This window comes from Leifsonia sp. 2MCAF36, from assembly GCF_052115525.1.
In the GTDB taxonomy this organism is placed as follows: Bacteria; Actinomycetota; Actinomycetes; order Actinomycetales; family Microbacteriaceae; genus Leifsonia.
Genome location: NZ_JBFRGV010000009.1, coordinates 57,976 through 76,692 on the forward strand (window position 1 = coordinate 57,976; position 18,717 = coordinate 76,692).

20 protein-coding genes and 1 tRNA gene are annotated in these 18,717 nt (G+C 69.3%); 15 read left to right on the forward strand and 6 right to left on the reverse strand.

Translation table 11 applies throughout. The annotated features are described in order from the left end of the window. The 7 genes from AB4079_RS14395 to AB4079_RS14425 all read left to right on the forward strand — a co-directional run bounded on the left by AB4079_RS14395 (position 1) and on the right by AB4079_RS14425 (position 6,555). Complete coding sequence (locus AB4079_RS14395; protein ID WP_441787998.1) at positions 1-957, forward strand: carbohydrate ABC transporter permease; 957 nt, start codon at positions 1-3, stop codon at positions 955-957. Beyond that, the gene (locus AB4079_RS14400; protein ID WP_441787999.1) at positions 957-1,871 is read left to right on the forward strand and encodes a carbohydrate ABC transporter permease; all 915 of its coding nucleotides are present in this window, start codon (positions 957-959) and stop codon (positions 1,869-1,871) included. The genes AB4079_RS14395 and AB4079_RS14400 overlap by 1 nt, the downstream gene beginning before the upstream one ends. Positions 1,872-1,891: 20 nt before the next feature. After that, the gene (locus tag AB4079_RS14405) at positions 1,892-2,917 is read left to right on the forward strand and encodes a hypothetical protein (RefSeq protein ID WP_441788000.1); all 1,026 of its coding nucleotides are present in this window, start codon (positions 1,892-1,894) and stop codon (positions 2,915-2,917) included. After that, a complete protein-coding gene (locus tag AB4079_RS14410; RefSeq protein WP_441788001.1) occupies positions 2,914-3,981 on the forward strand; it encodes a glycoside hydrolase family 130 protein in 1,068 nt (355 codons plus the stop codon). Before AB4079_RS14405 ends, AB4079_RS14410 begins: the two co-directional genes overlap by 4 nt. Positions 3,982-4,082: 101 nt before the next feature. Next, entirely contained in the window at positions 4,083-4,424 is a 342-nt protein-coding gene (locus AB4079_RS14415) for a YciI family protein (RefSeq protein WP_441788002.1), read from the forward strand. Between the two features lie 8 nt (positions 4,425-4,432). Further along, positions 4,433-5,671, forward strand: coding sequence for an RNA polymerase sigma factor (locus tag AB4079_RS14420; RefSeq protein ID WP_441788003.1), 1,239 nt, complete (start codon positions 4,433-4,435; stop codon positions 5,669-5,671). 41 nt (positions 5,672-5,712) lie between these two features. Further along, entirely contained in the window at positions 5,713-6,555 is an 843-nt protein-coding gene (locus tag AB4079_RS14425) for an NAD(P)-dependent oxidoreductase (protein WP_441788004.1), read from the forward strand. 21 nt (positions 6,556-6,576) lie between these two features. On the opposite strand, the gene AB4079_RS14430 is transcribed toward AB4079_RS14425, so the two are convergent. Next, positions 6,577-7,542 carry a DUF1996 domain-containing protein gene (locus AB4079_RS14430; RefSeq protein WP_441788005.1) on the reverse strand — a complete coding sequence of 322 codons (966 nt, stop codon included), beginning with the start codon at positions 7,540-7,542 and terminating at the stop codon, positions 6,577-6,579. A 110-nt stretch (positions 7,543-7,652) separates the two neighbouring features. Between AB4079_RS14430 and AB4079_RS14435 the strand changes: the two genes are divergently transcribed. Genes AB4079_RS14435 through AB4079_RS14445 form a run of 3 tightly spaced genes read left to right on the forward strand, consistent with a single transcriptional unit; the run spans position 7,653 to position 10,296 of the window. Beyond that, the gene (locus tag AB4079_RS14435) at positions 7,653-8,342 is read left to right on the forward strand and encodes a response regulator transcription factor (protein ID WP_441788006.1); all 690 of its coding nucleotides are present in this window, start codon (positions 7,653-7,655) and stop codon (positions 8,340-8,342) included. After that, complete coding sequence (locus AB4079_RS14440) at positions 8,335-9,720, forward strand: HAMP domain-containing sensor histidine kinase (protein WP_441788007.1); 1,386 nt, start codon at positions 8,335-8,337, stop codon at positions 9,718-9,720. Before AB4079_RS14435 ends, AB4079_RS14440 begins: the two co-directional genes overlap by 8 nt. 24 nt (positions 9,721-9,744) lie before the next feature. Further along, positions 9,745-10,296 (forward strand): DUF5666 domain-containing protein, encoded by a 552-nt coding sequence (locus tag AB4079_RS14445; RefSeq protein ID WP_441788008.1) that lies wholly within the window; start codon positions 9,745-9,747, stop codon positions 10,294-10,296. Between the two features lie 300 nt (positions 10,297-10,596). Here AB4079_RS14445 and AB4079_RS14450 read toward each other — a convergent pair whose 3' ends face one another. The 4 genes from AB4079_RS14450 to AB4079_RS14465 all read right to left on the reverse strand — a co-directional run bounded on the left by AB4079_RS14450 (position 10,597) and on the right by AB4079_RS14465 (position 13,616). Then, a complete protein-coding gene (locus tag AB4079_RS14450) occupies positions 10,597-11,391 on the reverse strand; it encodes a D-alanyl-D-alanine carboxypeptidase family protein (protein WP_441788009.1) in 795 nt (264 codons plus the stop codon). 169 nt (positions 11,392-11,560) lie between these two features. Further along, on the reverse strand, positions 11,561-11,761 hold the full coding sequence (locus tag AB4079_RS14455; RefSeq protein ID WP_441788010.1) for a hypothetical protein: 201 nt from the start codon (positions 11,759-11,761) through the stop codon (positions 11,561-11,563). A gap of 595 nt (positions 11,762-12,356) precedes the next feature. Next, positions 12,357-12,432: transfer RNA gene (locus tag AB4079_RS14460), tRNA-Lys, on the reverse strand. A gap of 77 nt (positions 12,433-12,509) precedes the next feature. Then, on the reverse strand, positions 12,510-13,616 hold the full coding sequence (locus tag AB4079_RS14465; RefSeq protein ID WP_441788011.1) for an AI-2E family transporter: 1,107 nt from the start codon (positions 13,614-13,616) through the stop codon (positions 12,510-12,512). A gap of 213 nt (positions 13,617-13,829) precedes the next feature. Between AB4079_RS14465 and AB4079_RS14470 the strand changes: the two genes are divergently transcribed. Continuing rightward, positions 13,830-14,198, forward strand: a complete 369-nt coding sequence (locus AB4079_RS14470; RefSeq protein WP_441788012.1) for a DUF7882 family protein — start codon at positions 13,830-13,832, stop codon at positions 14,196-14,198. A 12-nt stretch (positions 14,199-14,210) separates the two neighbouring features. Here AB4079_RS14470 and AB4079_RS14475 read toward each other — a convergent pair whose 3' ends face one another. Next, the gene (locus AB4079_RS14475) at positions 14,211-14,567 is read right to left on the reverse strand and encodes a hypothetical protein (protein ID WP_441788013.1); all 357 of its coding nucleotides are present in this window, start codon (positions 14,565-14,567) and stop codon (positions 14,211-14,213) included. A 59-nt stretch (positions 14,568-14,626) separates the two neighbouring features. Here AB4079_RS14475 and AB4079_RS14480 point away from each other — a divergent pair, with 59 nt between their 5' ends. From AB4079_RS14480 to AB4079_RS14495, 4 genes are all read left to right on the forward strand, one after another. Further along, on the forward strand, positions 14,627-15,427 hold the full coding sequence (locus AB4079_RS14480; protein ID WP_441788014.1) for an inositol monophosphatase family protein: 801 nt from the start codon (positions 14,627-14,629) through the stop codon (positions 15,425-15,427). 81 nt (positions 15,428-15,508) lie between these two features. Further along, a complete protein-coding gene (locus tag AB4079_RS14485; RefSeq protein WP_441788015.1) occupies positions 15,509-16,441 on the forward strand; it encodes an ABC transporter ATP-binding protein in 933 nt (310 codons plus the stop codon). A 2-nt stretch (positions 16,442-16,443) separates the two neighbouring features. Then, positions 16,444-17,700: an ABC transporter permease gene (locus tag AB4079_RS14490; RefSeq protein WP_441788016.1), complete on the forward strand. Its 1,257-nt coding sequence runs from the start codon at positions 16,444-16,446 to the stop codon at positions 17,698-17,700. Then, positions 17,700-18,680 carry an NAD(P)H-quinone oxidoreductase gene (locus AB4079_RS14495; protein ID WP_441788017.1) on the forward strand — a complete coding sequence of 327 codons (981 nt, stop codon included), beginning with the start codon at positions 17,700-17,702 and terminating at the stop codon, positions 18,678-18,680. Before AB4079_RS14490 ends, AB4079_RS14495 begins: the two co-directional genes overlap by 1 nt. Positions 18,681-18,717: the final 37 nt, after the last annotated feature.

Genomic DNA, 18,717 nt, shown 5'->3' on the forward strand with positions numbered 1-18,717 from the left:
ATGAGCGCCATCTCCACACGACCGGCGGCGGGCACAACGCCTGCCGCCGGTCCGGGCCGGCGCCACCGCGCGCCGATCGTGCAACGCATCCTCGGCAAGAACCCGCTCGGCTGGCTGTTCGGCGCGCCGTACATCGTGTTCGTGCTGGTGATCTTCGCGTTCCCGCTGTGCTTCGCGGTGTACATGTCGTTCTTCGACTACTTCTTCGCGGCACCGGGCGCCACGGTCAACCGGCCGTTCGTCGGCCTGGACAACTACATCCAGGCGTTCACCGACCCTGCCGTGCTGCAGTCGTTCGTCAACGTCGGCATCTTCCTGATCATCAACGTGCCGCTCACCGTGGTGCTCTCGTTGCTGCTCGCCTCCGGCCTCAACAGCGTCACGCGCTTCCGCACCTTCCTGCGGACGAGCTACTACGTCCCCTACGTGACCGCCAGCGTTGCGATCATCGGAGTGTGGCTGTTCCTGTTCGGGCAGAACGGGCTGGTCAACAACATCCTCGGGTCGCTCGCGCCGAGCCCCAGCTGGCTCTCCAGCCCGACACTGGCCATGCCGACCATCGCGATCTACGTGACCTGGAAAGGCCTCGGGTTCTACATCCTGCTGTACCTCGCAGCGCTGCAGAACGTGCCGACCGAGCTGTACGAATCGGCCGCGACCGACGGGGCGGGCAAGGTCCGCCAGTTCTTCTCGGTCACCGTGCCCGGCGTGCGAACCGCCACCGTCCTGGTGCTCCTGCTCGCGACGATCACCGGCGCCAACCTGTTCACCGAGCCGTACCTGCTGACCGGAGGCGGCGGACCGGACGGGCACTCCACCAGCCCGGTGCTGCTGATCTACCAGCAGGGCATCCAGCAGGGTCACCCGGGCTACGCCGCCGCCATCGGGGTCGTTCTCGTGATCGGTGTGCTCATCATCGCGTGGCTCCAGAACCGTTTCGTAGGAGAGAGGGACTGATGACGCAGACAGCACCGCGCAGAACCGCCGAACCGTCGCCTGCCCGCAAGCGTCGGCGTGACCTCGCTACTCCGAGCCACCTGAGCCGGCGGCAGGCGATCCTTCAAGGCATCGTGCTCGCCATCGGCGCGATCGCGTTCCTGTTCCCGTTCTATTACATGTTCGTCGGGTCACTGCAGACGTCGCCCGATACGACGGTCGCCGGCGCCTTCCCGAACCCGGGGAACCTGACGCTGAACAACTATGTCGCGATCAACTCGCGCATCAACCTGCTCAGCGGCCTCGTGAACTCGGGCATCTTCACCGGTGGCGTGCTGCTCGGGACGGTCGTGTTCGGCGTCCTCGCCGGGTATTCACTGGCGATCCTGCAGTGGCGCGGTCGGGGTGCGACGTTTGCCCTGGCGCTCCTGGTGCAGACGATTCCCTTCCAGCTGCTGATGATTCCGCTGTACGTGCTCATCGCGCGCAGCTACGGGCTCGCCGACAACTACCTCGGGATGATCCTGCCCTTCGCGATCAACTCCGCCGCTGTGCTCATCTTCCGCCAGTACTTCCTCCAGTTGCCGCGCGAGCTGTTCGACGCGGCAAGGATCGACGGCGCGGGCGAGTTCACACTGCTGTGGCGGATCGCGCTCCCCCTGGTGCGGCCGGCACTCGTGACCGCGCTGCTGCTGACCTTCATCGGCCCGTGGAACGAGTTCCTCTGGCCGTTCCTGATCACGAAGGAGGCGAGCCTGCAGCCGCTCGCCGTCTCGCTGGCGAACTACATCTCGACGGTCTCGGGGTCCACCGCAAACCCGTACGGGTCGATCCTGGCCGGCGCGGTCGTGCTCGCGGCGCCTGTCGTCGTGCTGTTCATCGTGTTCCAGCGCTACTTCACGTCGAGCGACCTCGGCTCGTCCGTCAAAGGCTGAACAGACACAGATAAGGAACCATGGAAGACCTTCACACGGCACCGGCCGAGCGCGACGCTCTGCTCGCCAGCTACCGCGAGGCCCTGGCGCACACCAACGCGCTCACCGACCGCATCTCGACCGACCAGTTCTCGGCGCACTACCCCGAGCGCCCGGACTGGGCGATCGGTCCGTTCCAGCGGGACGACGACCTGACCTTCCGCCAGGAGGGCCAGTGGGACGACCCGACGGATGTTGGATGGACGAGCGACTCCATCTTCAATCCGACGGTCATCGAGCGTGGCGACGAGTTGCACCTCTTCTATCGCGCATCACCGCGCAAGGAGTCGACCGCGAGCCGGATCGGTCACGCCGTCCGCCGCGACGGCGCCTGGCACGACTCCCCCGAGAACCCGGTGGTGTACCCGACGCTCGCGAACGAGACGCTCGGTTGCGAGGACCCGAAGGTCTACGCGCTGGACGACGGCTACGTGCTGTTCTACAACGCGATCTGGCGGCGGGAGGACGGCACGGTGGCCGTCGACATCATGTCGGCCGTCTCCCACGACCTCGAGCACTGGGAGAAGCGCGGCCTTGTGGTGCCGTACGACGTCTCCGAGTACTGGGCCAAGGGAGCCGTCCTGCCTCGGGACGAGACCGGCCGCGCGGTCCGCATCGGCGGCGACTACCTGATGTTCCTGTCGGAGGGATGCGGCGGCCGCCCCACGATCGGACGCTCCAGCGACGGGCTCGACTGGCGGTTCGAGACGCAGCCGTACCTCGACCTGACACCGCTGGCCGGCTCCCTGTTCGAGGTCGCCTGCGCGGTCGTCGACGGAGATCGCCTCGTGCTGGACTTCTTCTACGCAGACGAGCACGGTGACTTCGCCGCCGCTCAGGCGCTGTACCGGCTCGACGACCCCTTCGCGCAGCTGGAGCTCAACCGGGGCGGCTCCCTCGCCTGGGGCGGCCTCCAGAAGATCGCAGGCCGCTGGTCGTTCGCGCAGGGCTGGGACGCGCCGAAGGACACCCGCGAACTGTACTTCTACCGGGAGGTGGACGCATGACCCCGTTTCCGTATCGGCTGACCCGCGCCGGCGTGGTGATGACCCCCGCTGCCGGCGACCCGCTCGAGGCGGAGGGCGTCCTCAACCCGGCCTCCGGCCGCGGCCCCGACGGTGAGCTGTACCTGCTCCCCCGGCTGGTCGCCGAGGGCAACGTTTCGCGCGTCGGCCTCGCCCGTGTGGTGATCGAGGACGGCACCCCGGTCGCGGTGGAGCGGCACGGCGTCGTGCTGGAGCCCGACCGCGCGTTCGAGCGCGGGCGCAGCAACGCCGGCGTGGAGGACCCGCGCATCACGTTCATCGCGTCGCTCGGGCTGCACGTCATGACCTACGTCGCCTACGGTCCGCTGGGCCCGCGCACGGCGGTCGCGGTCTCGGACGACCTGCGCGCGTGGCGGCGGTTGGGCCCTGTGTCGTTCCAGTACGACGACGAGCTCGGGATCGATCTGGCTCTGTTCCTCAACAAGGACACGGTGTTCTTCCCCGAGCCGGTCACCGCCCCCGACGGCACGCCGAGCCTCGCGGTGCTGCACCGGCCGGTCTGGGACCTGGGCGACATCCGGCCAGGCGAGGGTGAGCATCCACCCGCCGGCGAGTCGCGGCCGAGCATCTGGATCGCGTCCATCCCGCTCGACGCGGTGCAGCGCGACCTCGGCGAGCTCGCCCGCTGGAGGCAGAACCGCTTCCTGGCGGGACCGGAGTTCCCGTTCGAGGAGCTGAAGATCGGCGCGGGCCCAGCGCCTCGCCGCGTCCCCGAGGGGTGGCTGCTCCTCCACCACGGCGTCACCGGGCGACTGGAGTCGGGTGTTGCCCAGCAGAAGAACGTGAACTACGCGGCCGGTGCCATGATCCTGGACGCCGACGAGCCGTGGCGGGTGATCGAGCGCACCGCGGAGCCGTTGCTCTCCGCCGAAACCCCGGACGAGCGGAGCGGGATCGTGCCGAACGTCGTGTTCCCGACCGCGATCGAGTCGGTGGACGGGCGTGACTGGGTCTTCTACGGCATGGCCGACTCGAAGATCGGTGTGGCGCTTCTGGAGCGCGTCGAGGAGGCTGGGTCGAGATAGTCCGCAGATGCCGCCGAGCTGTCGAATATGCGGCAGGACGTTCGTGTAGACGGTGAGAGCGCCGCACTTTCAGTCGACGGCGCCCGGAGAGGATCACGACCATGACCCAGTACCTGCTCAGCGTCTACCAGCCCGACGGCCCCATCCCGGAGCCGGAGGTGCTCGCCCGGATCGGCCGGGACCTCGACGCCGTCAACAACGACCTCCGCGCCGCCGGCGCCTGGGTGTTCTCGAACGGGCTGCTTCCGCCCTCCTCGTCGACCGTGCTGCGCCCGTCCGGCGGCGACGTGCTGGTGACCGACGGACCGTTCGCCGAGGGCAAGGAGCATCTCGGCGGCTTCACGATCGTCGAAGCGCCCGACCTGGATGCGGCACTCGAGTGGGGCAGGCGCGTCGCGCTCGCATCCACTCTGCCGGTCGAAGTGCGGCCGTTCGCCGGGTGAGCACCGGGATGAGCCCGACCGACAGCGCGCGTGTCGTCGCCCCCACCTTCCGCGAGGAGTACGGCCGGGCCGTCTCGGTGCTGTACCGCGTCCTCGGCGATCTCGATCGCGCCGAGGACGCGGTGCAGGAGGCGTTCGCGGTCGCCACGGAGCGCTGGCCACGCGACGGCGTCCCGCCGGCCCCGGCCGGGTGGATCATCACGACCGCACGGAGGCGCGCCATCGACCGGATCCGCCGGGACGCCGTCGGCCGAGAGAAGGAGGTGAGCGCCGAGGTGCTGCGCGAGCTGACCTCCGCAGAGCCGGAGCTGCCGGCCGACGACATCGGCGACGACCGGCTGCGGCTCATCTTCACCTGCTGCCACCCCGCCCTCGCGCCCGAGGTCCGGGTCGCCCTGACGCTTCGCCTGCTCGGCGGCCTCACCACCGCCGAGATCGCGCGCGCCTTCCTCGTTCCGGAGCCGACCATGGCGCAGCGGATCTCGCGGGCGAAGTCCAAGATCAGGGATGCGCGCATCCCGTACCGCATCCCCTCGGCCGCCGACCTGCCCGGCCGCCTCAGCGCGGTACTCGCCGTGCTCTACCTGGTGTTCAGCGAAGGCTACGCAGCGAGCGCCGGCGAACGGCTGATCCGTGAGGAGCTGTGCGACGAGGCGGTCCGTCTCGCGCGCGTGCTCCGGTCGCTGCTGCCGGACGAGGAGGAGGTGCTCGGCCTCCTGGCGCTCCTGCTGCTGGTGGATGCGCGCCGCGCCGCCCGCGCGGACCCCGACGGCGCCCTCGTCCCGCTTCCCGAGCAGGACCGCACGCTCTGGGATGCCGCCGCGATCGCCGAGGGGCATGCCCTCGTGCGCGACTGTCTGCTGCGGGGCCGGCCCGGTCCGTACCAGCTGCAGGCGGCCATCCAAGCGGTCCACGACGACGCCCGGACCGCCGACGAGACCGACTGGGCGCAGATCGTGGCGCTGTACGACCAGCTCTTGCGCGTCGCCCCCACGCCGATCGTCGCCCTGAATCGCGCGGTCGCCGTCGCGGAGGTGGACGGCGCGGAGCCGGCGCTCGCGGCGGTCGACCCGCTGCGCGAGCCGTTGGCGCGCTTCTACCTGCTGCACGGCATCCGGGCGGGGCTGCTCGCGCGACTGGGGCGAACGGCCGAGGCGGCGGACGAGTACGAGATCGCAGCCTCGCTGTGCGCGGGCGACGCGGAGCGCGATTTCCTGTTGCGTCGCCGGGATGCGCTGACCGGCTGACCCCCTTCCGTGCGCGTGTCGGTGAGCGCAGAGTGGGGGCCATGGACATCGCACTGCTCGGACTCGGCCGCATGGGCCGCGAACTCGTCACCCACCTGATCGACGCGGGCCACCACGTCAGCGCGTGGAACCGCTCACCCGGGCCGACCGAGACCGTCGGCCGACGCGGAGCGAGGATCGCCGCCTCACCGGCGGAAGCCGTCCACGGTGCCGACGCCGTCCTCACCGTGCTCTTCGGACCGGACGCCGTACGCGAGACCGTCATCGAGCCGGCGCTGCCCATCCCCTCCGGTGCGCTGTGGATCGATGTGACCACCGTGGCCCCTTCGGACACCGAGGACTTCGCCGCCTGGGCGGCGTCCGCCGGCATCCGCTACGTCCACTCCCCCGTCGTCGGCTCGCTCGCCCCCGCGCGCGCCGGAAGCCTGGCGGTACTGATCGGGGGCGAGCACGACGCTGTGCGTGAGGCCCGCGGCATCGTCGGCCTGTGGGCGGATCCGGACAAGATCCGCACCTTCGACTCGCCGGCGAAGGCCGCGGCCGCGAAGCTCGTGGCGAATCTGGCGCTGGCAGTCTCCATGGAGGCGCTGAGCGAGACCCTCCGCCTGGGCGGCGCCGGCGGTCTCTCCGCCGACGAGGTGCTCAGCATGCTGCCGCTGACGTCGATCGCACCCATCGCGGCGATGAAGGGGCCGGTCGTCACCTCCGGCGACTTCGACGACACGCAGTTCTCGGCCTCCCTGCTGGCCAAAGACCTCCGGCTGATGCTCGCCACCGCCGACGTCCCGCTCCCCGCCGCCGCCCTCGTCGCTGCGGAGCTGCAGCGCGCGGTCGATGCCGGCTACGGCGAGAAGGACTTCTCGGTCATCGCGCGCGACCGGTGAGTCCGCCGCGTCCTCCCTTCGTCACCGGGTGGACGCCGTGCGCACCTTCCCGCCGGCGGGTGCGGCGTCGGCGCCGTGGACCGGACCGCAGCGCACCTGGGCGGTGTCGCAGGCGGCGACGTCCGCATCCATGCGCTGCTGGTTCCAGCCGTTCACGAAGTCCGCGTGCCCGGTGATCGGCGGACCCTGCGTGTGCGGACCCGTCGAGAGGGTGATCCCGGCTCCGCTGCTCGTGGGGTAGCTGACGTGGAGCACGATCTGCGGGATGTGGATCGGGTGCGACGCCGGGCAGCCGCTGTCGGTCGCGTAGACCGCGCCCGACTGGTTCCGGCCGTCGAAGGTATGACCGTCCCAGCAGTTCGGGAAGGTGATCACCAGGCGCAGCTGCGATCCGGCCGGGCAGTCGCGGGGCGTGTCCGCGCGGCGCGGGTGCGAGCCCGGGCCGGCCGTACACGTCCAGTCGATGACCGACGTGCTCTGCGGGGCGGTCGCCGTCTCGTTTCCCGCGATCAGGCTGATGCCGCTGGGCATCGTGGTCGTCGTGGAGGCGGTGGCGGAGGAGGTCCGCCAGTAGAGCAGTGTGCGGGAGGGGGTGAGTGCGTGGCCGTTCTGGTAGACCACCGGAGTCCAGTAGGCGGAGGCGTCGGAGGTGGTCGAGCACGTCGTCTGACCGCCCCGCAGGGTGCCTGCGGTCGACGAGGCGGTCACCGTGCGGTTGCCGAAGAAGTCGTGCTGCATCGACATCCCGGTCATCCCCGGCATCATGATCGGGTCGTTCGGCGCGGTGGATGCCTTCTCGCAGGTGTCGGTGAAGATGCCCGGGTTGCTGCCGCCGGAGGGGAAGCCCGTGGTCGAGACGCGGGGTGGAGTCACGGTCGTGACGGCGGCGGCCGTGACCGCGGCGGTGCCAGCGGCGAGGACGAGCGCGACCGCCGCGCCCAGCGCGACGGCGGTGGAGCCGCGGAGGCGGAAACGTGAGGGAGACATACCGACAGTCGACGCCCGCCCGGTTCGGGCCGTGAGAGGGGAATGTAAAGAAACGGTAAGGCGGCTGCGAAAGCGCGCTCACGGTCGGCGCCCACCGCCAAGATGGAGGGGTGGGCGAAGACAAGGGCCTGATTCTGGTCGTCGAGGACGAGGCGACCATCGTCGACCTCGAACGGCTGTACCTCAGCAACGGCGGCTTCGGCGTCCACGTGGAGACCGACGGCGCCCGCGCGCTCGACGCGGTCGCCCGGCTCCGCCCGGCCGCGATCGTGCTCGATATCGGCATCCCCGGTCTCGATGGGCTCGAACTGTGCCGCACCCTCCGGGCCCGCGGCGACTGGACGCCGGTCGTGTTCGTCACGGCGCGCGACGACGATGTGGATCGCATCCTCGGGCTCGAACTCGGAGCGGACGACTACCTGACCAAGCCGTTCTCGCCGCGTGAACTCGTGGCGCGGGTCCGCGCACTGATCCGCCGCTCCACCCTCCAGTCGGCGCCGGGGCAGCGCCGGATCGGGGATGTCCAGCTCGACCCGGTCCGCCGGCGTGTCGACGTCGCGGGCGCCCGCGTCGAGCTCACCGCCACCGAGTTCGACCTGCTCGAACACCTGATGTCGCAGCCGGGCCGTGTGTTCTCTCGCGAACAGCTCCTCTCGTCGGTGTGGGGCGTCGCCGACTACAGCAGCAGCCGCACGGTCGATGTGCACGTCGCCCAGTTGCGGCTGAAGCTGGGCGCAGCATCCGGTCTGATCCGCACCGTCCGTGGGGTCGGCTACGGCGCGGCGGAGCAGGATGCCTGAGAGCGGGAAGCGGCGAGGATGGTGGAGCGGCTCGCTGACCGGTCGGATCATGCTCGCCACGTTCGCAGTGAGCCTCATCGCCGTCCTCGTGACCGCCATCGTCTCGGTCCAGGTCGTGCAGAACGTCGCGGAGAATCAGGCACGGCAGCAGCTGAGGGCGCAGGCGACCGCACTGGTGAAGGCACGCGCGACCGGCTCGCATGTGGCGGCGGCGAAGCTGGGGGCGCTGGGCGACAGGTTCGCCGTGGTGCAGCCCGATGGAACCGTGACTGGCAACGCCCGCGAGTCGGTGAGCCCTGCGGTGGTGCACCAGCTGCAGACCGGCCGTACGGTCTCCGGCTCGACGACGCTGGGCGGCAAGGATGCGGTGCTCATCGGTCTCCCCACCGCCGACGGCGGCGGCATCGTCGGAGTGCGCAAGGTCGCGGACATCGCCGCGGCGAACGCAGAACTGGTCAGGTGGATCCTCGTCGCGCTCGTGATCGGGCTCGCGGTGGCCAGCGTGGCCGGTGCGCTGGTGGCCCGCAGGCTCGGCAAGCCGCTCAGTCGCCTGTCGGGAAGCGCGCGAGAACTCGCCGCCGGCCGCCGCGGCGTGGTCATCGCGGACGAGTCGGTGACCGAGATCGACGACATCGCCCGGGCGCTGCGCGGGCTGGACACGGCCCTCAGCGTCAGCGAGGACCGGCAGCGCGAATTCCTGCTCTCCATCTCGCACGAGATCCGGACACCGCTGACCGCCATCCGCGGCTACGCCGAGGCCCTCTCCGACGGCGTGGTCGCCCCGGAGGATGTTGCGCACGTCGGCAGCATCCTCTCCGGGGAGTCGGAACGGCTCCGGCTGTTCCTCGGCGACCTGCTGGAGCTGGCCCGGCTGGAGGCGGACGACTTCGCCCTCGACCCGCAGCACTTCGACGCGCGGCAGACCGTGCAAAGGGCGGTGGACGCCTGGAGCGGAGTCGCATCCCGCGCCGGAGTTCGGCTCGCGCCGGACATCCCGGACAGCCCGGTCTTCGTCACGACCGACGAGATGCGGCTGCGACAGGTGGTGGACGGCCTCATCGAGAACGCCCTCCGCGTCACGCCCGAGGGTGCACCGGTCGTGGTCGCGGCGCAGGCGACCGTGGACGGCGCCCGACTGGTTGTCCGCGACGGCGGTCCCGGACTCAGTGCGGATGACATCGCGGTCGCCTTCGAGCGCGGCGCCCTGCACGCGCGCTACCGGGACGTCCGCTCCGTCGGGACGGGCCTCGGACTCTCCATCGCGCGGCGGCTCGTCGGAAGGCTCGGGGGCTCGATCGCGGTGGAACCGGCAACGGAAGGCGGGGCCGCGTTCTCCGTCTCCTTACCGTCCTCTTACATTCCCCCGGCGGAGCGCTGACATGCCGCTGCGAGCCTGGGCATCATGAACACGAACGACACCCCCGAGGGCGACGACTTCGCCACCCAGCCGCTCGATCACACGACCACCCAGCCGGCACCGACCGTGGTTGACTCCCCTCTCCGCCGGCACTCCGTCGGCATTGCGATCACAGCCGGCGTCCTGGCCGTGATCGTGGTGGCGGGCGGGACGGCGTGGGGCGTCTCGGCCGCCGTCGCCGGCAGCCAGACCACGGCGTCCGCGCCGATGGCCGCCGCGTCGCACTCGACAGGAGCGAAGGCCGGAAAGCACGGCAAGAGCAAAGCGCACGGTGCCGTCGGGACCATCACGGCCATCAACGGCGACACCTGGACGCTCAACGCCGCGTCCGGTGCGACCCTCACGGTGAAGCTGAGCTCGACCACCGCGTTCGGCACCAAGAAGGCGCCGTCGACGGCCTCCTCCTTCGCCGTCGGCGACAAGGTGGGCGCACTGGGATCCCGCGCGGGCGACACCGTCACGGCGACCCGGATCGTGCACGCCCCGGCGCAGGCGCACATGTCCACGTCCACGCCCGCCCCGACGGCCGGCACCTGACCTGGCGCGCAACGGCGGGACCTCGACCGCCACCGGAAAGGGAGGCGATCGCGGCCCGAGACGGCCGGGCATCCTCCGCATGCCACCATTTCCCGCCGGAACGTCGAGAACTCCTCCGTTCGCTCGCCAACCCCCACGGAGTACCGCGCCGGGGACGGAGGAACTCGGGCCGCCGATCGCATGGAATCAACGAAAGGGAGGAACCGTCGGCCGGCCGTGGCCGTTTCCCCTCCCCGACGCGAGGTCAGGTAATAAGGCGTTTGGCGAGTTCGTTGGCGAGATCCTCGCCGAGACCCGCCTTCAGGTTCGCCGACAGCGTGTCCAGCTGCGCCTCCGTGATCGGTCCGCCCTCCGCCGGGTGCGCGGCGACGGCGGCCAGGATGGCCGGCACCTGTGAGACGAGCACGTCGATGGGCCGGAAAGGACCCGAAAAAGGGACGGCTTCGTCAGCGCGTCGACGGCCGCCTGAGCGGCGTTGCTCGCTGCGTTGCCCCAGGAGTAGCCCTGTCCGGGCACCAGCTCGATCTTGCGCAGTTCGCGAATCTTCTGCAGGAGTTCGGCCTGCTCGTCGTCGCTGAGTGCCATGAGGAAACCTCCCGTGAGAAATGATGCGCTGAGGGATGCCGTGCCGGCCGGGGTGAGGGACTCCCAGTGCCACGCCTCGCCCGACCCGTCACCGGTCGCCCAGTCGTAGCCGTACCCGGCGGCGTGCGCTTGCAGCCAGCTCCACACGGTGAGGTCGACCGCGTACGTGTGACCGGTGCGCGGACTGCGCCACGTCGAGTTGCCCTCGTACCCGGTCATATCCACGGCGCGGCCCCAGCCGTGATTCGAGGTGCCGGGTACCGCAGCGACGGGCGACCCGTCGCGCAGGTACGTTGCGTAGAAGTCTTTCTGGATCGAAAGCGGACGGTAAGCGGACGACCCCGGTGCCGGGGCAGGAGCCACACCCGTCGCCGCCTTGCATGCCGCAGCCATGTTCCGCCACTGCACGGCGGCGGTCGGCTCGAGGTAGTCGCCGCGCCCGGACACGTCGATCAGGGTGCTGGTATCGAGTTGCCCATTCCTCTGGGAACCCCATTGCAGGTTGATCATCAGCCCCCACCCTCGCGAGCTCTGCGCCACCATCGATTCGGGACCGAGGATAGCGCCAGCACGGCGGCCGGTGAATGCACCACTTGCTCGCTCCGTCTAAAGGAAGTTCTGGACGGACACCGAGAGCATGGTCACCGCGAGTGCGAGCATCCCGTCGCGCGCAGGCCGATCACTGCAGCAGCGTCACTGTGGTCATGGACAGCGCGAACCCGAACCCGTGGATGTTCTTGCACGTGACGGTGCCGCCGCTCACCGAGCAGGTGATCACCCCGACCGTGATGTTCTTGCCGTCGGGGAGGACAGGAATCGTCCTCGCGGGCTGAGCGTAGAGGTCGGCCTCCATGTACGTAGCGCCGCCGCCGTTGGCCAACGGACGAACCCTTCTTCGCGGCCTCGCGCTCATCCCTCAAAGATCGAGGGCAGCCGCGGCTAACGAGAGATCACGCCTGGGTCGCTGGCGGCCAGTTGAACTCGACCGTCTCATAGAGGAGTCCGCCGGGGAGATAGCGATGACACGTTCCGCACTCCAGGAATCCGTCGTCGAGGGCGAGCAGCTCACCATCCGCCGGACAATGCCATTCGCTTCCGCGGCCGAGGCTCGAGGCAGCCGGCTTCACAGGATGGCTCGCCACAAACCGCTCGAGCTCCCCCCGAAGATGCGGCGAGACCTCTACACCCTCCCGAGTGCAGGTCAGCCAGCCCTCCACCTCTGACATCGGCGACCCACATCGCGGGCAGAACACATCCATGCCCCGACCCTAGGCCACAACGTCACGGGGCCATCAATGGCGTCGGCAAGGAGAAGTGTCACGACTAAGACAGCTCAAACTGTCACCGATCCATTGAGACAGAACTGTCACCGATGTCCTGAGACATGACATCGTCCCGCACCGACGTACGAAAACAGAAAACCCCCGATCCCGTGCTTCCCGGGGATCGGGGGCTTCTCACACCTCGCGGTGTACTGGTGCGCCCCCAGGGACTTGAACCCTGAACCCATTGATTAAGAGTCAATTGCTCTGCCGATTGAGCTAGAGGCGCATCCGGTGCGGTTTCCCGAACCGAGGCTCAACACTAGCATCCGATCGGCGTCGGTTGCCAATCGGGCGGCGGCCGTTTCAGGTGCGGTCTTGGCGGGGCATCACGATCTCTTTGATCACCAGGATGATGCCGGCCGAGATGGGGATGGCGACCAGCGCGCCGGGCAGGCCGAACAGGGTGGCGCCGGCCAGCGCGGAGATCAGGACGACCGATCCGGGCACCTGCACGGCCTTCCCCATCACCCGCGGTGTGAGGAGGTACGCCTCGACCTGCATGTAGATCAGCATCGCGATCAGCACCACGACGCCACTGACCGGCGAGTGGATGAACGCGAGCACCGACATGACCCCGGTCGTCAGCACCGTCCCGATCAGCGGGATGAGCGTGATGAAGAAGGCGGCCAGCGCGATCAGGAAGGCGCCGGGCACACCGGTGGCGAGCAGCAGGATGAGGCTGTACACCGCGTTGCAGAAGGCGAGGATGACCATCCCACTGAGGTACTTGCCGAAGTTCTGCAGGATGCGTTCCGCGTAGCTTTCGAAGCGCGCCCGGTGGGAGCGGCGGACGAGACGGTACGCCGCCTGCTTGGTGGCGTCGTACGACGCGATGAAGTAGATGGTCAGGATGGCGATGAAGAAGCCGGTCGCCACCCCGTTGAGCACCGACAGGCCGAAGCCGACCAGGCCGTTGCCGATCGTCGCCCAGGTCTTCGGGTTCTGCGCCTGCTGCGAGATCCAGCCGACCACCTGGCCGAGCGCGCCGTTGGAGGTCTCGTTGGCAGAGTCGAACCACCCCTGGGCGCGCAGGGTCGCCACCTCTTTGGGGATCGCCTCGGCGAGGAACGAGATCTGGTTCACGATGAGCGGCACGATCACCCAGATGACCCCGACGAGCACCGCGATGACGATGAGGATGACCGTGACGAGGGCCCAGCCCCGCTTCATCCCCCGCCGCTGGAACCAGCGGATCAGCGGGTCGAGGCCGACCGTCGCGAACATCGCGAGAAAGACGGTGAAGATGATCGATCGCAGCCCGTACAGCATGAATCCGGTGGCCACGGCACCGATCGCGCCGAGCGTGATCAGGTAGCCGAACAAAAGGGGTCGACGGGTCGGGAACGGGTCCTGGACGCGCGACGGGGAGGCCGGGTGGGATGCGCTGACCGGTCTCCGGATGTATCGCATGGTGCCTCCGCTTCCGCCCGCCGGGCTACCGCGAGCGTATTGGCAGCGGGTAGCGGCCAACAAGAGCGGTCACCTCCGCGCCGGAAGGACGTTCTGTCGATGCACTCCTGCATACTCTGCGCCGGAGGTATCTTTCGTGCGCAAACAGGATCACAATGAGAGTACCGGTGCCCCGACCGAGGAGCTGGCTTGGCTCAACCGAGGGAGCACACCATGGGGACACTCACGTACGATTCCATCGTCATCGAGTTCGAAGATCGGCTGCTGGCCCATCTTCAGATCGTCATCGTCAACAAGCTCCGAAGACGCGAGTCGTTCGCCATGTCATGGCGCGACTCCCCCGAGGTGGGCGACGGCCGCAGCGCCATCTGGCTCGACCCCAGCATCCCGATCTATTTCAAGTTCGACGGCTCCCGTGTACCCGCGATCAACCGTGAGTGGGTGGAGCGGCTGGCCGAGTCGGCCGCCGGCTCCCACGGCCTGGTCGTGACCGGTGAGGACGGCGAACTCAGTGAACGTCCCGCACGCCTGGGACCAATGTCGACCCCCATCCCCCTAGGGGTCGGTGTCCATGCGCGCTGAACGAAGACGACCTCAGTAGAGGTCGTTGAAGCCGGGGCGGCCGTCGGTGCCGGTCGCCCCGGCTCCTTCGTCGAAACGCTCGGCGGAAGGCTTCCGGGGCGCCAGCTCGGCGGTCAGTTCGTTGAGCCTCTTCACGAGGTCGGCGTCCTCCACTTCGCCGCCGATGAGCTCGATGGGCTCGCTGACGATCTGGCTGGCCGGGCCGAGGAGCAGCTCGATCGTGTCGATCTCGCCCTGCGTCGTCCTGCCGGGCACGAACACGGTGTCGGCGATGTTGTGCCGGGCGAGAGCACGCGCGTACTCGAGCAGCGCCTCCGCAAGCGCATCGCCGGTGTAAAAAGCCGTCCCCGCATACATGATTCTCCGCATGCCTCCACAGGTACCCTCCGCGGCACCCGCTGCCAAGCCCGCCCGCTAGGCTCGACGTTGTGACCGACACCGCTGCATCGCTTCCTCTTGCGGCCGACCTCGAACTGGCCCTGCGACTCGCCGACACCGCCGACCAGATCTCTGCGAGCCGCTTCCGCGACCGTGACCTCCACGTCGAGACGAAACCGGACCGCTCCCCGGTGACCGAGGCTGATTTGGCCGTCGAGCGCGCCATTCGGGAGGCCCTCGCGGCTGAACGGCCCGACGACGGCATCCTCGGCGAGGAGTACGGCACGGAAGGCGACGCAACGCGCCAGTGGATCATCGACCCGATCGACGGCACCGCGAACTATCTCCGTGGCGTGCCGGTCTGGGGCACCCTCATCGCCCTGGCGGTGGACGGCGTGCCGCGTATCGGCGTGGTCAGCTCCCCCGCCCTCGGCCGCCGCTGGTGGGCGGCTGCCGGCAGCGGGGCGTGGACGACGGACGCGGTCGGCGCCGAGCCGCGCCCGCTGCGGGTCTCCGGGGTCGCCGACCTGGAGCATGCCTCCCTCAGCTTCCAGAGCATCGCGCAGTGGGATGCCGCCGGCTACCTGGACCGGCTCATCGCCCTCACCCGAAGGGTGTGGCGCGACCGCGCGTACGGCGACATGTGGTCGTACATGCTGCTCGCCGAGGGGTTGCTGGATGCGGTGGGCGAGTTCGGCGTGAAGACCTACGACCTCGCCGCGCTCATCCCCATCGTCGAGGAGGCCGGCGGCACGTTCACCTCGGTCGACGGCACCCCCGGCCCGGGCAACGGGTCATCGCTCGCCTCCAACGGCGCCATCCACGCGGCACTGCTCGACGCGCTGGCGTGAGCGAGCCTGCACTGAGCGGCCCCGGCCCGAGCGCGCGGGTCGCCCTCCCGCGTCCGCACTCCTGCCCCTAGGCTGGCTCGGGTGAGCGCATCGACACCCGGAACGACGACGGAGCCGCTGGTCCACATCGCCGGCTTCCGCATGGACTTCGGCCGCACGACCGTGATTCGCGACCTGTCCTTCGACATCGAACGCGGCGAGACGTTCGGCTTCCTGGGCAGCAACGGCTCCGGCAAGACGACGACCATCCGGGCGCTACTCGGCATCTACCAGCCGACGGCCGGCGTGCTCCACATCGACGGCCGCCCCTTCAGCCCGGAGGCCGGCGAGCGACTCGGCTACCTGCCCGAGGAGCGCGGACTGTACAAGAAGGAGTCCGTGATCGACGTCATGGTCTACTTCGGCCGACTCAAGGGTCTCGGCGCCGAACCGGCGAGGCGGTGGTCGCGCGACTACCTGGAACGCGTCGGAATCGGCGACAAGGAGAAGGTGCGGCTCGACAAGCTCTCCGGCGGACAGCAGCAGAAGGTCCAGCTCGGCGTCACGATCATGAACGACCCGGAGCTGCTCATCCTCGACGAACCGACCAAAGGTTTCGACCCGGTGAACCGGCGGCTGCTGATGGACATCATCGACGACCAGAAGCGGGCCGGCTCCACGGTGATGATGGTGACCCATCAGATGGAGGAGGTCGAGCGCCTCTGCGACCGGGTCATCCTGCTGAAGGACGGCACGGCGCGCGCGTTCGGAACGGTCGAGCAGGTGCAGGAGCAGTTCGGCGGCACGATCGTGCACGTCGACCACGACGGTGCGATCCCGCTCTCGCCCGCCTATCGGGTGCTGGCGGACACCGCCGGGCGGGCCCAGCTGGAGCCGCGCGAGGGCGCCGACACCGCCGCCATCCTGCGCGACCTGGTGGATGCGGGCGTGCGGGTGTCCCGCTTCGCCCCGACACGCAAATCGCTCGACGACATCTTCGTCGAGGTCTACGGCGCCGAGAGCCAGGAGGACTGACCGTGGCCCGTCACAACCTCAGCACCGTCATCGGTTTCGAGTTCCGCCGCACGATCACGAAGCGACGGTTCTGGGCGATCACGCTGATCATCCCGATCCTCGTCTTCGGTCTGGGCGGCCTGATCATCGCATCCAACGTCTCGACGGCGAACACCGCCGACCAACAGAAGAACGCCCGGTTCGAGTTCCTGTACTCGGATGCGTCCGGGCTGGTCGATTCGACCCTCGCGAAACAGTACGGCGGCACCCAGGTCGCCTCCGACGCGGAGGGCGTCGAGGAGGTGCAGATCGGCGGAACACCCGCCTACTTCGCTTACCCGGCGGACCCGGCGAAGCAGACGATCCGCGTCTACGGCGAGGATGCCGGGGTCTTCCAGAACAGCAAGTACTCCGCGGTCGCCGAGTCGCTGCTGTCGGCGAGCGTCGAGCACACCGTCAACGACCCGGTCACGGTCTCCGTGCTCCGCGGCGACGTGAAGACGAACACCACGACCTTCGCGAACGGCAAAGTCGCGCCCGGCTTCGAGGCGATCCTCCCGGCGCTCGTCTTCCTCGCGGCGTTTTTCATCGTCATCGTCTTCCTCGGCAACCAGATGCTGAACTCGACGCTCGAGGAGAAGGAGAACCGCGTCACCGAGATGATCCTGACCACGATCAACCCGACCAACCTGCTGCTCGGCAAGGTGATCTCGCTGTTCGCGATCGGCATCATCCAACTCGCGGTCTTCGCGCTGCCCATGCTCATCGGCTACCTGTTCTTCCGAGATCAGCTGCAGCTCTCCAGCCTCGACCTGAGCGGGCTGGTCTTCGATCCGCAGAAGATGATCGTGGGCACGCTCATCCTGATCGGCGGGTTCGCGCTCTTCACCGGCACCCTGGTGGCGGTCGGGGCAGTCATGCCGACGGCGAAGGATGCCGCACCGGTGTTCTCGGTCGTGGTCTTCGCGGTCGTCATCCCGCTCTACGCCTCGGGCTTCGCGGTCAGCTCGCCGCAGTCGCCGGTCGTGCAGATACTCGCGTACTTCCCGTACACAGCGCCGATCACCGCGCTCATCCTGAACGCGTTCGGTTCGTTGCCGCTGTGGCAGGCGATCATCATCATCCTCGAGCTCTTCGTGCTGGCTTTCATCGTGCTGCGGATCGCCGTGCGGCTGTTCCGTTACGGCTCGATCGAGTACTCGAGCAAGGTGAGGGTGCGGGATGTGCTCGGCCGCCGCTCCGACCGGGGCGCGCGTCCGCAGCGGGTGGGGCGCTCCTGATGCGCGTGGTGGCGGTATCGCAGCCCGGAGACGCGGATGTTCTGGAGCTCGCTGAGCGGCCGGACCCGGTCCCGGCCGCGAACGAGGTCCGCATCCGCGTCGTCGCTGCCGGACTCAACGGGGCCGACCTCAGCCAGCGGCGCGGGTTCTACCCGGCGCCGGCCGGCGCCCCGGAGTGGCCCGGCCTCGAGGTCTCCGGCACGATCGACGCACTCGGCTCGGACGTGCAGGAGTGGCAGATCGGCGATCGGGTCTGCGCGCTGATTCCCGGCGGAGGCTATGCCGAGCTGGTGACCGTCGACGCCGGCCTGGTCCTCCCCGTGCCCGAGACCGTCGACCTGGTGGAAGCCGCGGGGCTGCCGGAAGTGACGGCGACCGTCTGGTCGAACGTGTTCGACCTCGGCCGGCTGGCAGCGGGTGAGGCGTTGCTCGTGCACGGCGGCTCCAGCGGGATCGGCTCCATGGCCATCCAGCTCGGGCGCGCCATCGGCGCGGACGTCATCGCCACGGCGGGCAGCGACGACAAGGCCGCCTTCTGCCGCGAGCTCGGGGCCCAGGCCGCCGTGAACTACCGCGAGCAGGACTTCGTGGAGGCTGCGCGCGCGTTCACCGACGGACGCGGAGTCGACGTCGTGCTGGACATCGTCGGCGGCGCCTACATCGCCCGCGATCTGGACGCTCTGGCGACCGGGGGCCGCATCCTGTCGATCGCCGTCCGCGACCGCGAGCCCGCCTCCGTCGACATGGGCCTCCTGATGCGCAAGCGAGCGTCCCTGTACGGGACCACGCTGCGGGCGCGCCCGCTCGCCGAGCGGACCGCGATCATCGCCTCCGTGCGCGAGCACGTCTGGCCGCTGTTGGCCGATGGCCGCATCCACCCGGTCATCGACTCGGTGTTCCCGCTCGAGGATGCGCCGGCCGCCCACCGGCGGATGGAGTCGTCCGCGCACCGTGGAAAGATCCTGCTGCGCGTCGACTGACGTGGCGGCGCCGCGCCCACCGCCCGCTGTCGCCCGT

Coding starts and splice junctions, on each gene's coding strand:
- AB4079_RS14395 (WP_441787998.1), top strand. CDS start 1: ATGAGCGCCATCTCCACACGACCGGCGGCGGGCACAACGCCTGCCGCC.
- AB4079_RS14400 (WP_441787999.1), top strand. CDS start 957: ATGACGCAGACAGCACCGCGCAGAACCGCCGAACCGTCGCCTGCCCGC.
- AB4079_RS14405 (WP_441788000.1), top strand. CDS start 1,892: ATGGAAGACCTTCACACGGCACCGGCCGAGCGCGACGCTCTGCTCGCC.
- AB4079_RS14410 (WP_441788001.1), top strand. CDS start 2,914: ATGACCCCGTTTCCGTATCGGCTGACCCGCGCCGGCGTGGTGATGACC.
- AB4079_RS14415 (WP_441788002.1), top strand. CDS start 4,083: ATGACCCAGTACCTGCTCAGCGTCTACCAGCCCGACGGCCCCATCCCG.
- AB4079_RS14420 (WP_441788003.1), top strand. CDS start 4,433: ATGAGCCCGACCGACAGCGCGCGTGTCGTCGCCCCCACCTTCCGCGAG.
- AB4079_RS14425 (WP_441788004.1), top strand. CDS start 5,713: ATGGACATCGCACTGCTCGGACTCGGCCGCATGGGCCGCGAACTCGTC.
- AB4079_RS14430 (WP_441788005.1), bottom strand. CDS start 7,542: ATGTCTCCCTCACGTTTCCGCCTCCGCGGCTCCACCGCCGTCGCGCTG.
- AB4079_RS14440 (WP_441788007.1), top strand. CDS start 8,335: ATGCCTGAGAGCGGGAAGCGGCGAGGATGGTGGAGCGGCTCGCTGACC.
- AB4079_RS14445 (WP_441788008.1), top strand. CDS start 9,745: ATGAACACGAACGACACCCCCGAGGGCGACGACTTCGCCACCCAGCCG.
- AB4079_RS14450 (WP_441788009.1), bottom strand. CDS start 11,391: ATGATCAACCTGCAATGGGGTTCCCAGAGGAATGGGCAACTCGATACC.
- AB4079_RS14465 (WP_441788011.1), bottom strand. CDS start 13,616: ATGCGATACATCCGGAGACCGGTCAGCGCATCCCACCCGGCCTCCCCG.
- AB4079_RS14470 (WP_441788012.1), top strand. CDS start 13,830: ATGGGGACACTCACGTACGATTCCATCGTCATCGAGTTCGAAGATCGG.
- AB4079_RS14475 (WP_441788013.1), bottom strand. CDS start 14,567: ATGCGGAGAATCATGTATGCGGGGACGGCTTTTTACACCGGCGATGCG.
- AB4079_RS14495 (WP_441788017.1), top strand. CDS start 17,700: ATGCGCGTGGTGGCGGTATCGCAGCCCGGAGACGCGGATGTTCTGGAG.